Consider the following 13,815-nt stretch of genomic DNA (forward strand, 5'->3'; position numbering starts at 1 on the left):
ACACTCCTTGTAGCAAATTGTTTTAGTAAATAGTTATTATTTTGCTAACTAAATAGTGCTCTTATTAAAGAGACTTAACCAAAAATACCTCGAGTATCAATAACTACTTTACTCGCGACATCAGTCAAATGTAGAGTTTTAAACTGTTTATGATCAACCAGCACTAGCAATATATTGGCTTTTTCTAACGCTTGAGGTAAGGATGTTAGAGCATTATCAAAAGCTGCATATTTGTTGGGTAACTTTTTAATATTTGGTTCAACTAATACAATCTCACCAATATTATCATTAAGCAAATGCATGGCTATATCTAATGCCGGGCTTTCCCGAAGATCATCAATATCTGCCTTAAAGGCTAAACCTAAACAAGCTATCACTGGTTTTTTAAACTGATCAGCAGCTTGTTTAACCTTATTAATCACAAAGTGTGGCTTACTATCGTTAATTTCGCGAGCTTTACGGATAATTTGTGCTTGTTCAGGTGCAGAATCAACAATAAACCAAGGGTCCACTGCAATACAGTGACCGCCAACGCCTGGACCAGGTGAAAGAATATTTACCCGAGGATGACGATTAGCTAGTTTAATCAATTCCCAGACATTAATTTTTAAATGGTCGCAAATCATCGATAACTCATTGGCAAAAGCAATATTGACATCGCGAAAAGAGTTTTCGGTTAACTTGGCCATTTCAGCGGTACGAGCATTGGTTTTAATGCAATCCCCACGCACAAAAAGACTATACAAATCAATGGCACGTTGCGCACAGCGATCGGTGATGCCGCCGATAATACGATCATTGCTTACTAATTCTTGTAAGACTCGTCCCGGTAATACTCGCTCGGGGCAATGGGCTATAAAAACATCGGCATGGTCCATATCCTGATGCGGCATCACTAAATCAGGCCGTAGCTCGGCTAGCCACTGCGAGATTTTATCTGTGGTACCAACCGGAGAGGTAGACTCTAAAACAATGAGGTTACCTTTTTCAATGACAGGGGCTATAGTTTGTAATGCTGTTTCTATATAGCTTAAATCTGGCACTTTATCATCTTTAAAGGGCGTAGGAACGGCAATTAAAAAGGCTTCTGCAGCTTCAGGAATTAAAGATGCGCGTAACTTACCTGTAGTAACTGCAGCTTGCACTAACATGTCTAAGTCAGGCTCTACAATATGTACTTTACCTTGATTTATAGTAGTAACTGCGTGTTCAGATACGTCTATTCCTATAACTTCTACGCCGCGTGAAGCAATAACAGCAGCAGTAGGTAAGCCAATATAGCCTAAACCAATAACAGATACGCGTGAAAAGTTGTGCATAAAATATCCTTTTTTATACTTAAGCCAGTTTGCTGTAATGGCTTAATTATTATGTGGTAATTAAGCGGTTTGCTTTTGCTCAACAAATGAATGTAACTGACCAAAAGTTTCAAAAACTTCAGCAGAGATTTCATCATCATCAATCTGGATACCTAATTGCTCTTCAATTTCAGTAATAACTGAGATTACAGCCATAGAGTCAAACTCTGGAATGGCACCTAATAGTAAAGTGTCGTCATCAAATTGGGTGTCAATTTGTAGTACTGAGCGTAAGATATCGGCAAGGAAATGCTGAAGTGGCATAATATTGTTCCTATTAAAGCTAATTAAGTTCCCTGATTTGCAAGTTAACGCTCGATTCAGGTAAAGTGAAACTGAATTTACAAATTAAAATCGGCTTTATTACAAATTTGATTTATTATTACACATAAAGGGAATGAATGTGAAAGGTCTAACGGACTCTATGACCAAAAATATCCACGATTATATACTGCAATCGGCTGTAAAGTATCCAAATCATCCAGCTTTGTATTTTAAATCAAGCAGTTTAACCTATTCTGAGTTAGCTAAGGCTGTAACGCAAACTGCGGCCTTATTGCTGCAGTCTGATCTTAAGCGATTTGAACGTGTAGCAGTTTATCTGCCTAAGCAGTTTGAAACAGTCAGCGCTATTTTTGGCTGTTCTATGGCTGGAGGGGTTTTTGTTCCCGTTAATGCTGGTTTAAAAGCGCCACAAGTAAGTTATATTCTGCAAGACTGTAGTGTTAAAGTGTTAATTACCAGCAAAGCTAGGCTAACTGGTTTAGCTGACGAGCTAGTCAATTGCCCAGATTTAGAAACAATATTTTTAACCGATGCCGATGACAACTCTCCTCAAAAACTGGGGCATATTCAGGTACTAGCTTATCATAATAAACCTATAACTTTGGATAAGAGTGTAACTTGCCAAGCTTTAACTGATGCTGATATGGCTGCCATTTTGTATACATCAGGTAGCACGGGCAAACCTAAAGGTGTTGTGCTTTCTCATCGAAATATGTTGTTAGGTGCCCAAAGTGTTGCTTCTTATCTAGATAATAAGCAACAAGATATTATTTTAGCCTTACTACCCCTTAGCTTTGATTACGGGCTAAGCCAACTGACTACGGCTTTCTTAGTGGGGGCTAGTGTAGTTTTATTAGATTTTTTCTTAGTGCAAGATGTAGTAAGAACGGTAGAAAAGCATCAAGTCACGGCTATAGCCGCTGTGCCTCCATTATGGTCGCAACTAGCAAAGGCTAACTGGCAGCCGGGTAGTGCAGATAGCGTTCGCTATATCACCAATTCTGGCGGCGCTATGCCGCAAACCCTGTTAGGGCAATTACAGGAAATATTTAATCGAGCAGAACCTTTTTTAATGTATGGCTTAACAGAAGCTTTTCGTTCCACTTACCTAGAGCCGGCTGAATTAGCTAAGCGGCCAACCTCTATGGGTAAAGCTATTCCAAATGCTGAAATTGTAGTGGTGCGTGAAGATGGTACTTTATGTGGGCCTAATGAGCCTGGTGAGTTAGTCCATCGTGGGCCTTTGGTGAGTTTAGGTTATTGGAATGCACCAGAAAAAACGGCAGAACGTTTTAAATTTGATCCCGTTGCGCCAAAAGGGATTCAATTACCACAGTTAGCAGTATGGTCAGGTGATACAGTACGCTTTGATGAAGAGGGGTATTTATACTTTATTGGTCGGCGTGATGAGATGATAAAAAGCTCAGGTTACCGTATTAGTCCTACAGAAGTAGAAGAAGCGGTATACCAACTAAGCTCTGATTTAACCGATGTAGCCGCTTTAGGTATTGAGCACGCAGAGTTAGGTCAAGCTATTTTAGTTATTTTTGCTTGCCAAAGTAGTATTGCCGTTAATAGTGCAGAGTGGTTAAAACAACTAAAAAGAACCTTGCCTAACTATATGCTACCTAAGCAGTTAATTCAGCTGGATAAGATGCCTAAAAATGCCAATGGTAAAATTGATCGTAATGCCTTAGCTAGTCAGTATCGAGACTTTTTTACTATAGAAAGCAAAAATTAATAACCCAAATATAGCAATAAACCAATGGAGTGGTATGCCGTGGAGAAGGTCGCTGTGAATACAGAAATAAAGCCAGTGAAAAGTGCACCTAAACATCAAATAATGGATCAGTTTATTGCGGTAAACGGCCAGCTTCAACTCGCAGGTTTCTCTATGGCACAAATTAGTGCCATGTTAGATAAAAAAGTATTTTATGCTTATTCTCGTGATGTTATAGCAGCGCAAGTTGATAAGTTTAGGCAACAGATACCTTCTCGCATTAAATTACATTTTGCGGTTAAAGCTAACCCTTACCCAGCCGTTGTTAATTTTTTACAGCCTTTAGTTGATGGTTTTGACGTTGCCTCGCAAAAAGAGCTTTTACTAGCGGTACAGTCAGGCATGCCAGTAACAGATATAAGCTTTGCTGGCCCAGGAAAAACCGATGCTGAGCTACTTAGCGCTATTACATTAGGTGCGACTATAAATTGCGAGTCTATTAGTGAACTTGCGCGAATTGAAACCTTAGGTATAGAAGCTGCTATCTTGCCAAATGTAGCACTAAGAGTGAACCCTGCTTTTGAGCTTAAGTCTTCAGGAATGAAAATGGCAGGCGGAGCTAAACCTTTTGGTATAGATGAAGAGCTAGTGCCAGATTTATTAGCTGGTTGTGGCAATAGGGCTTTTAAATTGCGTGGTTTTCATATTTTTTGTGGCTCACAAAATTTAAAACCTGAATCACTTATTGAAGCCCATCAACAAACCTTTGCTTTAGCTGCTAAGTTAATAGCGGCTAGTCCGTATCCAATCGAGTTTGTTAACTTAGGGGGGGGCTTTGGTGTGCCTTATTTTGCTGGTGAGCAACGGCTTGACTTAGCGCCTGTCGCAGCCTCTTTACAGCAATTGTTGCAGCAATACTCAGCTGAACTAGTGGATGTAGAGTTAGTAATAGAGCTAGGGCGATTCTTGGTGGCAGAAGCAGGCTTATATGCTTGCCAAGTTATAGATAAAAAGCAATCTCGGGGCACAACCTATTTGGTTTGCAATGGTGGCTTACATCATAATTTGGCTAACTCGGGTAATTTTGGCCAAGTTATTCGTAAAAACTATCCTGTTGCTATAGCCAGTAAGATGGCTGCAACGGAGACAGAGCTAGTAACAGCAGTTGGTCCTTTATGTACACCTTTGGATATTTTAGCTGACAAGATGGTATTGCCCAAAGCCGAAGTTGGTGATTGGTTAGTGGTTTATCAAGCAGGGGCATATGGTCCTACTGCTAGCCCGCAAGACTTCTTGGGGCATGGTAACGTTACTGAAATTTTACTTTGAGGTATTGTCATGTTGTGTAGTCGAGATAATAACTCTCCGTTTATATGGTGAGCAAAGTGCAACGTTCAATTATTAAAGTTTTTATTTTTGCTTTTATCATTTTTATTAGTCTGGAATTACTATTACAAATTCGCGCTGAGCTAAAGTTTGGTAATAGTATTTTTAGTAGCTTACTTAAACCTGCCCAAGCGGAAACTCAGCTTTTTACTCAGCGCAAAGGCTATAAGCTATTAGTGCCCAATATCTCGGTAGAGGGCTCTAGCATAAGCATTAAAAGTAATAATTTAGGTTTACGCTCTGAGCCTATTAAGGCTAAAAATAATGGGTCTATTAGAGTTATAGTGCTTGGCGCATCAAGTGCTTATGGTGCTTATGCTGCCAATAATAGTGTTACCTTTCCAGCTTTATTGCAACAAGAAGCCGTGCAGTTACCGCTTGAGGTTATTAATGCTGGGATCCCGGGTAATGATCTTAATGGCCAGTATTTATTATACAGTGAGCATTTAGCCGGCTTATCGGAAGATGTGCTGATGTTATATTCTGGCTTAAGCAATGATGTCAGTCAGCTATGTAGAAAATCTGCTGCAGGTAAATCTTATGCATTGCCGCAAATAAAGGCGCCTAAATGGTTATTAAGCGTGGACTTATTGCTTAAAAATACCATTAATTTGCGTTATGTGCCTTATAAGGTTTCTGCCTTACCCGATCTTACGCCCTCTCTTGAAAACTATGCTGACGGGCTTAGAAAGTTAATTAAGCAAGCTAAGTTACGACAAGTAAAACAAATCTATTTTTTAGAAAACCTAAGTTCATTTCGCCCCGAGCAGCCGGTGCAATTACAGCGGCAGCTAGCTGAAACGGCGTTATATTATACACCTTGCTTATCTGTGCAGCAGTTCTCTTATGTGTTTGAACAGTATAATCAGACTTTACAACAGGTTGCCGATGAATTTAACCATGTTCAGTATGTAAGCTTGTCTGATAAGGTGGCCGGTGGTCGGGATAACTTTACTGACAGCGTACACTTTTCTGCTAAAGGCGAGCAGGTTATGGCGCAGGCGCTTATAGCAACACTTAATGGTACCTTGCAGGTGCAACCATGAGTTTTACGTCATTACATTTTTATCTTTTCCTGCTGCTATTGCTGGGTTTATTACGCTTTATTTCCAACAATAAACATAAAAAACTGCTGCTGCTTGTTGTTAGCTATTGGTTTTATATGAGCTGGGATTGGCGTTTTGGTGCTTTATTATTTGCTATGACCGCCGTTAATTTTTATTGCGGTAAGAAAATTCACCGCTCTATTTATGCTAAGCGCTGGCTGGCGGTGTCGATTATATTTAGTTTAGGCCTGTTGGGCTTTTTTAAATATTTTAACTTTTTCTTAGATAATTTAGATGTGGTGGCCGCTTGGTTTGGTTTATCTTCGCACCTTGGCTTGTTACAGATTTTATTACCTGTTGGCATTTCTTTTTATACGTTCCAAGCGCTTTCTTATACTATTGATATTTATAAAAAAGAGTTAGAGCCTGTCAGCTCTTTAGCCGATTTCGCCTTATTTGTGTCATTTTTTCCGCAACTTGTTGCCGGCCCTATAGTGCGGGCAAGTTACTTTTTGCCTCAGTTAACTAAGCAAAGTAGGGTTGATTCTGCAGCGCAACAAGAAGCGGTGATGTTAATTATTAAAGGCTTAATAAAGAAGGTTATTCTGGCAGATATACTGGCTATACATCTTGTTGATCCTGCTTTTACTAACTATGGCAGCTTATCTTCTGCTTTTTTAATTTTGGCATTGGTCGGTTACAGCTTTCAAGTGTACCTCGATTTTTCAGCTTATACTGATATTGCTAGAGGCTGTGCCTTACTACTTGGCTATAAACTACCTATAAACTTTAATCGACCTTATCTGGCTCATAGCATTTCTAACTTTTGGCAGCGCTGGCATATCTCTATGTCTTCATTCTTTCGTGATTATTTATACCATGGCGTGGGGGGGAGTCGGTATGGCAATGTTTATATCAACCTCTTTATTACCTTTATTGCTATCGGCTTTTGGCATGGCGCTGGCTGGAACTTCTTATTGTACGGTTTTTGTCATGGCGCTGTGGTGAGTATTGAACGTTTTGGTCGGCAATATGGTTGGTTCTTATTAAATACTGGCTGGCTGCATATTCTGGCTATATTAAGGACATTCTTTATTGTTTGTTTATTAAGGGTAATGTTTCGGGCTGAGAGCTTAGCTGAAGCGAATCAGTATATGCTGGCTATTTGGCATAATAGCCACTTACCGTTTGATTTAACAACCGTAGGCGCTGTGGCTTTAATTTCTGCCATTATATTGCACCTTATTCCACAGCGTATAATGGCCAGCTGGCAACAGCGTTTTGTTAGCTCTTCGCATTTGCTACAAGCGACAAGTATTGTATTAGTGTTGTTTAGCTTAATTATTTTTGGCTCTGCCGAAGCGCCTTTTATTTACTTTCAATTTTAAATTTAAATTAGCTAATTAGTCAGTGTGTTGATAAAGCGATAACTGAGAGACTCGCAACTCTATTTCTTGGCTAAGTTGTTTGAATTTCTCACCATTGTAACCGCCAAACTGCTGTTGGACTTGTTGCTCTGATAAGCCTTCAGGAAGCCCTTGAATAGAGGGCATTATAGCTTGCTCAAATTGCTCACTGCTATAGCTAGTTAGATGCTCTTTACTAATACTATTTAGCTTTTCTGCAAAGTGAGTGCCAGCACGATCTGCGGCAAGATCAACAAAACTAAAGCCTGAGCCATTACCTCCTGCATCCATAATTTCTTTCAAATTACCCACTTGTTGCGATAATTCAGTTGTGCCTAAAATTTGTAGTACGGATGAATATAAAAAATGCAGGGTAAGATCATGACGACCATAAATTAATTTAGCCGGTATTCTTGGGATCTGTCTGGTGGTTAAATTAGGATTGGCATAATGAACAAATCGATTATTGGCAAAAGTAACAGCTAGTGCCCAGATAGCATCATGATAAGCCGAGTCTAATGAACTTTTATGAGCCCGCTCAGTGGCTGTAACTAATAATTTATGAATATAAAAAGCTAGACGTCGCTCTTTAGGATACTGCTGCTGCAAAGCCTGTAGCTGGAGTAAATAATATTCAATATCTGGGGCTTTAACTTGGTTTGCATTTATTAGGCTCAATGGTTGGTATAGTTGAGGCTGCAATTTCAGTTTGATTGGCCCTAAGTTTTTAGCACTAAAAATTAACTGGCTATTTTTTAACTGGCCTGAAGCAAATAAATCTAGCAGTTGCTGGTTAGCCGGTGCGGCAACAGCAAAGTGGACAAGTTGTTTAAACAGTTTATTTGCCAGCCAGTGGGACAGGCGTACCTTACCAAGTTGGCAGTGATCAATAGCAAAACCACGATTAAACACTGTAAACAGACAAGCTAAGTTAATGCTACGTTTAGGCCAGCTAAGCGGTAAATTAGCATTGCCTTGCAATAAAACGCCAAAGGGCGAGATAACGCCTTTAAAGTCTGCATCGGGTAAGGCATAACTTGCCACACTCATAATGGCATTAAGCTGCTGCTGATCTATTTCTACATCAATATCGCCATCAGTACGCGCTAAGCTACGAATAGATTGCGACACTAGCTGTTGCGCGGTATTAACATCTTCTGCTGAAATCTGTTTATGTTGCACTAGTTGCGGTGAGGTAACGAAGAAAAATAAGGCTAAGCCACTTAGCAATAGAATAAAGGCAATAATAAATAGCGTTTTTATGAGCTTAACTAACATGAATTTACTCAGTACTAATAAGAAGAAGAGCCTGAAAAGCGTTTCGACGCTATAAAAGCGGCAATATAAAACCAAGTTAGTATGCTTAAAATTGCGCTATAAGCCAAGCAATAGCGTATAAGTAATTGCAATGGTGTTACATAATGGCTTCTATCTGTACTTAATAAAAATTGTAAAGCGGAAAAGACTTGTTGGTATTTAACAATAATGCTTTGGGTGGCAATATTAATTAGCCACCATGATAAAGCCATACTAATAACAATAATAAACATTAGCAGCAATAACTTCGTTAGTTTAAGCCAAGCAGCTTGAAAAAGGCACTGGGAGATAATTTTTGCGCTATAGGTGGCACTTAGAAACAAAAGCACAAGCCAGGCTGTTAGTGCCATTAGACTAATAATACTGCCGTTATCGTCTAATAGCTCCACTATGTTATCGGTTGCCGCTAAATAAACTACGGCCCAATACCAAAGTGATGCGACGACAATATTGCTACCTAGCCATAAAATGCTGGCTGCTACTTTCTGTTTGCTCTGTAAAAATTGCTTTGCGGCTAAACAGTTAAATTGAATTAAGCAAAAAAAGCCAATAAAACGTAGTAATAACTCTAAAAAATGCGGCAAGCTAGTGTTAGGAAAACCCAAAATATCATATAACGATTCCGCCGCTACGCTAAAGTAAAGTAAGCAAAATATGAGACTAGTTTGCACAATCCACAGTAGCGGGCTGACTAGAACAAACAGGGCAAATTGAGAAAGCCTGACGCAGTTGGCTAAGAACATAATATAAGCTGCTAAGGTAAGGCCTATTATTGCACTCGCGTTGTCTGTTAATAGCTCTCGTACATTGTAAGGAAGTGCAGACAACTGACTTAGGCCGTATAGCGCAACTAGTGAAACGATAAAGTGTAGTGCCAGAAACAGGACTTTAGATTTGCCTGCTAACTGAGCCTTTGTCGTTGCTATGTGTTTTGCTGGCGCCTTTGTAGAAGCTGTTGTCGTCGTTGCAGTCGCTTGAGTTTGCTGTTGTAAAGTGGCAGTAGGGTTAGCTTGTTGTTGGCTAAAGCGATAACAGTAAAGTGTCAGCATAAAGCCTAGCGCCGCGCCAATAACAGATAATAAAACATCGGTGATATCAACCGTTTTATCCGGCAAGGCAAGCTGCATGGCTTCGGTGAATGCGGCCAATAGCAAAATATAACCGGCACTAAAAATTAGCATTAGCCGCTTTTGCCACTTAGACTCTAGTTTTAGATAGCTAAGGCTAAACAATATGCCTAAGGGGAAAAAGAGCAGTATTTTTTGCAGTAAAGAGGTGATAGCCCGAAACTCAGTTCCAAAATATAACGACTCAAGTAATACTTTATTGCGGCTTATGCTGAGTTGTTGGTTAATTTGTTGCCAAGAAAAATCAAAGTTATAGGGAAACCAAAATACTAAGAAAATGACTAGGCTATAAAGAATAATAACGCCAGCAAGCCAGAGTTGCTGTTTAGTGATAGCGCTAGAGCTAGGCTGCTCTATAGTAGTTGTGCTATTTTGCTGTTTAAACATTAAGCGGCCTAGGTTATAGCCTAACCAAGCTGCAATAAAAGCCAGTATTATGTCGGTAATATCGGTAACTCTGCTGTAGACAAACAGCTGAAAAAACTCAATAAGGGCAGCGAATAAGACTAACCTTATAAAGATAGTCTGTTTTTTATGCTGCTGAAGATATAGTAAGACAGCTATTGGTATCCACAGCAATATATCACTGAAAATAGCATAGAAAATCTGTAAAAATGATCCTTGATAAGCACTAAACGGTAGTAGGGTAATTCTGCCATCTTGCCACTTTTTAAATAATTCAACAGGGCTTAAGGTTAAATCTAGCGGTAAGATATTATAAAGAGTGAATAAAGCGATATAAGCAATTAATAAATAGCTAAGTAAGCTGTTTTGAGTGCCACGCATGGCGATTATGGCTTGTAGATAGCGCAAAATTTGTTGACCAAAGCGGTAAAAAATTACTATGCCAAGCAAGGCGCCTAGCGACTCAGCAGCAATGTCATTTATCGATACGGTGCGCTGTGGGAAGTAAAGCTGAGTAAACTCAATAATTAAAGCCAGTACAACACAACTGAGCGCTATTGGTATTGCAATATTGAGCTTTAGCTGTTTGCGTTCAGCGGGCATAAAATAAGACATTAATAAAAAGGATAGTGGGATAAACAATAAGATATTCGCTACCCAGTCGGCGCGCGAGTTTATGCCTAAATTGAGGTAACTTATATTGCGAAATTGCTGCAATGCCGTCTCTAAAGGTAAGGCACGGTATTGCCAAGGCACTAAGCTGCCATAAATGACAAAGCTAAAATAGCAAATTAAGGTTAGAAGCAAGTAACGATTTAATGTGGCTTGCTCAGCTTTGGGGTGCATAATGCATCCTAGGTTGTCTATTTAATGGCTGACTGCAATTAGTGCTTATTATGCTAATTTAAAAGCGAGTTTAACTGCTAAGGTTAAAGGCTATTTAAAAAAATAAATTAAAACAGTTACTTAAAAAATTACTTCAACGCTAACATAAAATCACTGGATGCTTGTTCAACTTGTTTGCGCCAGTTAGCGGTGGAAAAAGTATGGTTGGCATCGTTAATATGCAGCCTTTTAGCCTTATTAAAACACTGTTGCCATTGTGAGTTTTGCTGGCAAAGATCTAAAAATTCGTGTGCTGTTAAATCATTACCGCTGCTAATTATTAAGGTTTCAACTTTAGTTTTTTGCCAGCCTGTTAGCATATGTTGAACGTAATTGCTGGCACTATACTCGGTTTGCTTAGCAGGCTTAAGTGTAGATTGCCGTTTGCTACTGCGCCAGGTTTGCCAAAAATCTGTGATACTGCGCTTAAAAGCCAGACCACCTGAAAAAATCTTACGCCAAAATTCACGGCTAACTAAACGTTTTAAATAATAGTGCTTTAACATAGTTGCAGCATGGCTTTGCTCTTGTCTAACCCAAGGGTTAAGCAAAATTAAGCCAGCGATACGCGGATCTGCTTGATTCATTTTTAATAAAATAGCACTTGCTGCATCGCAAAGCCCCCACAACACCACTTTTTGTAGCTGTGGCAGCTGGTTAAACATGGTATCGATGGCGGCATCTATATCTGCTGTTTGCTGATAAAACTCAGCTTTTTCACCGCAACTATCGCCCATACCACTGCTATCTAAGCGTAATGATGGAATAGCATGTGCAGCTAAATGCTGGCTTAACTTAACAAACTGACGATGACTACCAACACGATATTGTGGGCCGCCCACAACAATAAGGGCGCCAATAGTGCCAGAGGCAGAATGCAAAATAGCACTTAGCTTATTGCTGTTAGAGTTAATTTCTATAAACTGAACAGACATCTTATTCAACTCCTGCAAACTGACTTACTGTCAGGGCAATCAGCTGGTCGGCTTTAGCTAATTCCGTGGTTTGCCAAAAAGCTTCGGCTTTAATTTGGTTAAAATGCAATAAGCACTGCTCGGTTAGGTTGTCTCGCACTTTTTGCACAGGCAGGGCAATATTATCTAGCTTAGATATCTCAAACCAGCTTAATGCGCTGTTGTTTAACACTGCAGGCAATGTTGATTTCATTTGTAAGATGCTTTGCCCAAAAGTGGCGGTAATGGGATAGCCGGCAATTTCTACTATTTGACCTTGCTCTAGTTGTTGCTCGAGTTGCTTTTGACTTACTTTATCACCGCTCGCCATGGCTTCAGCAACTTTAATTCTACAAAATTGTTGCCAAAATCGGCCAGCGTCAAACATAGGCTGCCACAATACAAGGTGTTTAATTGGAAGTGGTAATGAGTGTTGGTTTAAAAAATCGAAGAGTTGTAAAGCCCCAAAGCGTATTGCTATAAAGCTAACACTTTGAAACCCCCAATCTGCTATTTTTTGCATTAATATTGCTAAATCTGTACGCCATAGCTCAATTGTTGCTGTATCTAAATCGCCTTCGCTATCGCCTGTACCATGGTTATCTAGCATAAAGCTGTAATAATTATGCTCGGCTAATTGCGTTGTGCATTGTTTAATAATATGGCGTGACTTATTCATTTCCTCAGCAAAGGGAGGCAGTATAACAACTGCATGGGTAGGTGTTTTTGCTTTAGTTACACTAAGAAAGTTTAGACCAGACGTCATGGCGCAAAAGCAACTCTGGTTTGGTAGTTTAGGTAGCAAGCTTGATAAGTTAGTCATAGTTTAGCGACCTCCTAATGCAATAGAGGTAAGGGTGGGTACATAACGTTTTAGTTTAGTATGTAGCCAAGCACAACCGATAGTAATTATCAGCGGTGCTGCACACCAAAATAAGGGGTAAGGCACCTTGGGCAAAAATGTTTGATATAACAGCCAAAAAACAAGTAGCAGTGGACCATGGGCTAAAAAGGTTAAAAAGCTACTGCCAACATATCGCTCTAAAAAAGCGCCGTTTTTATATTTCATTAATAGCGACATGCTAGGCCATACCATAAAAGGGGCTATTATACGAAGTGGGGTGCGGTTTTCTATGTCAAAAATAACTATAGCACTGCAAATGAGGATAAATATAATGAGCAGAGGTATAGCGTAAGGATCTAACTTAGTTAAATTCCAGCGCTGTGTTGCTGCTAAGCCGCCAATATAGAAGCTAATAAGCATAGTATTGCGTAAAATAATATCGCCATCTAAGTTAAAGTAAAAGACCAAAGCCACTATGATAGCGCCTAGCCAAGGCGCACGATTTAGTAAGACCGCAAGTAGCGGGCTGATTAAACTAAGCACAAATAAATCTCTTAAAAAGTTAAGTGGGTAATTTGCTGGGCTGCTTAATAATCCGGTTAAAGCATTTAACCAATTAAGGCTATCAAACGGGCTAAGTTGCACTGAAAAAATATGAGTTGATAATTGGTAATGCTGGATGAAAAAGACGCCCAGCACCACAGGTATATTCCACAAAATTAATGGCAATAAAATAACTCGAGCTTTTTTGCTGATTAACTCTAACGGCTGCTGAATTAACCTAGAGCGAAACAGTAAGTAACCTGAAATTACCGTTAGCATAGGTACTGTAGTACGAAATACTGCATGAGAAAAAAAGGCTTTAATAAAATTAAAGAAGCTTAAATCTAGCTCGGTTAAAGATTGATAGGGCGGTGTATGCAAAATAACTATACCTATTACCATTAAGTAACGGGTTAGCCAAATTCGCTGACTGAGCATTTTATCCACTACGCGCTCCTGCGATGTGTTTTATCCCAACAAAGATTAACTAATAGTAACGCGCTAAGCTAAAGTAACCAAGTGTTTCTATTAATTTATCAT

11 protein-coding genes are annotated in these 13,815 nt (G+C 39.5%); 4 read left to right on the forward strand and 7 right to left on the reverse strand.

Annotated elements, in window-relative coordinates:
• Positions 1 to 74 precede the first annotated feature (74 nt).
• Positions 75 to 1,319 carry a UDP-N-acetyl-D-mannosamine dehydrogenase gene (wecC, locus tag RDV63_RS06815; protein WP_313908753.1) on the reverse strand — a complete coding sequence of 415 codons (1,245 nt, stop codon included), beginning with the start codon at positions 1,317 to 1,319 and terminating at the stop codon, positions 75 to 77.
• A gap of 60 nt (positions 1,320 to 1,379) precedes the next feature.
• Complete coding sequence (locus RDV63_RS06820; RefSeq protein WP_313908754.1) at positions 1,380 to 1,622, reverse strand: acyl carrier protein; 243 nt, start codon at positions 1,620 to 1,622, stop codon at positions 1,380 to 1,382.
• A gap of 160 nt (positions 1,623 to 1,782) precedes the next feature.
• Between RDV63_RS06820 and RDV63_RS06825 the strand changes: the two genes are divergently transcribed.
• The 4 genes from RDV63_RS06825 (at position 1,783) to RDV63_RS06840 (ending at position 7,183) form a co-directional block, all read left to right on the forward strand.
• Positions 1,783 to 3,384: an acyl-CoA ligase (AMP-forming), exosortase A system-associated gene (locus RDV63_RS06825; protein WP_313910393.1), complete on the forward strand. Its 1,602-nt coding sequence runs from the start codon at positions 1,783 to 1,785 to the stop codon at positions 3,382 to 3,384.
• Between the two features lie 102 nt (positions 3,385 to 3,486).
• Positions 3,487 to 4,692, forward strand: coding sequence for a pyridoxal-dependent decarboxylase, exosortase A system-associated (locus RDV63_RS06830; protein WP_313910394.1), 1,206 nt, complete (start codon positions 3,487 to 3,489; stop codon positions 4,690 to 4,692).
• A 56-nt stretch (positions 4,693 to 4,748) separates the two neighbouring features.
• Positions 4,749 to 5,795, forward strand: a complete 1,047-nt coding sequence (locus RDV63_RS06835) for an SGNH/GDSL hydrolase family protein (protein ID WP_313908755.1) — start codon at positions 4,749 to 4,751, stop codon at positions 5,793 to 5,795.
• Positions 5,792 to 7,183: an MBOAT family O-acyltransferase gene (locus RDV63_RS06840; protein WP_313908756.1), complete on the forward strand. Its 1,392-nt coding sequence runs from the start codon at positions 5,792 to 5,794 to the stop codon at positions 7,181 to 7,183. Before RDV63_RS06835 ends, RDV63_RS06840 begins: the two co-directional genes overlap by 4 nt.
• Before the next feature lie 15 nt (positions 7,184 to 7,198).
• Here RDV63_RS06840 and RDV63_RS06845 read toward each other — a convergent pair whose 3' ends face one another.
• The 5 genes from RDV63_RS06845 to RDV63_RS06865 all read right to left on the reverse strand — a co-directional run bounded on the left by RDV63_RS06845 (position 7,199) and on the right by RDV63_RS06865 (position 13,713).
• Positions 7,199 to 8,479, reverse strand: coding sequence for a hypothetical protein (locus RDV63_RS06845; protein ID WP_313908757.1), 1,281 nt, complete (start codon positions 8,477 to 8,479; stop codon positions 7,199 to 7,201).
• Positions 8,480 to 8,493: 14 nt separating this feature from the next.
• A complete protein-coding gene (locus RDV63_RS06850) occupies positions 8,494 to 10,896 on the reverse strand; it encodes a VanZ family protein (protein ID WP_313908758.1) in 2,403 nt (800 codons plus the stop codon).
• A 128-nt stretch (positions 10,897 to 11,024) separates the two neighbouring features.
• Positions 11,025 to 11,870 (reverse strand): hydrolase 1, exosortase A system-associated, encoded by an 846-nt coding sequence (locus RDV63_RS06855; RefSeq protein WP_313908759.1) that lies wholly within the window; start codon positions 11,868 to 11,870, stop codon positions 11,025 to 11,027.
• Between the two features lies 1 nt (position 11,871).
• The gene (locus RDV63_RS06860; RefSeq protein WP_313908760.1) at positions 11,872 to 12,711 is read right to left on the reverse strand and encodes a serine aminopeptidase domain-containing protein; all 840 of its coding nucleotides are present in this window, start codon (positions 12,709 to 12,711) and stop codon (positions 11,872 to 11,874) included.
• Positions 12,712 to 12,714: 3 nt separating this feature from the next.
• Positions 12,715 to 13,713 (reverse strand): acyltransferase family protein, encoded by a 999-nt coding sequence (locus RDV63_RS06865; RefSeq protein ID WP_313910395.1) that lies wholly within the window; start codon positions 13,711 to 13,713, stop codon positions 12,715 to 12,717.
• Positions 13,714 to 13,815: the final 102 nt, after the last annotated feature.

Source organism: Rheinheimera sp. MMS21-TC3 (assembly GCF_032229285.1).
Taxonomy (GTDB): Bacteria; Pseudomonadota; Gammaproteobacteria; order Enterobacterales; family Alteromonadaceae; genus Alishewanella.

Bases quoted from the DNA above. Each gene is read 5' to 3' on its own strand.
- wecC (WP_313908753.1), bottom strand. From the start codon at position 1,319: ATGCACAACTTTTCACGCGTATCTGTTATTGGTTTAGGCTATATTGGC.
- RDV63_RS06820 (WP_313908754.1), bottom strand. From the start codon at position 1,622: ATGCCACTTCAGCATTTCCTTGCCGATATCTTACGCTCAGTACTACAA.
- RDV63_RS06825 (WP_313910393.1), top strand. From the start codon at position 1,783: ATGACCAAAAATATCCACGATTATATACTGCAATCGGCTGTAAAGTAT.
- RDV63_RS06830 (WP_313910394.1), top strand. From the start codon at position 3,487: ATGGATCAGTTTATTGCGGTAAACGGCCAGCTTCAACTCGCAGGTTTC.
- RDV63_RS06840 (WP_313908756.1), top strand. From the start codon at position 5,792: ATGAGTTTTACGTCATTACATTTTTATCTTTTCCTGCTGCTATTGCTG.
- RDV63_RS06845 (WP_313908757.1), bottom strand. From the start codon at position 8,479: ATGTTAGTTAAGCTCATAAAAACGCTATTTATTATTGCCTTTATTCTA.
- RDV63_RS06850 (WP_313908758.1), bottom strand. From the start codon at position 10,896: ATGCACCCCAAAGCTGAGCAAGCCACATTAAATCGTTACTTGCTTCTA.
- RDV63_RS06855 (WP_313908759.1), bottom strand. From the start codon at position 11,870: ATGTCTGTTCAGTTTATAGAAATTAACTCTAACAGCAATAAGCTAAGT.
- RDV63_RS06860 (WP_313908760.1), bottom strand. From the start codon at position 12,711: ATGACTAACTTATCAAGCTTGCTACCTAAACTACCAAACCAGAGTTGC.
- RDV63_RS06865 (WP_313910395.1), bottom strand. From the start codon at position 13,713: ATGCTCAGTCAGCGAATTTGGCTAACCCGTTACTTAATGGTAATAGGT.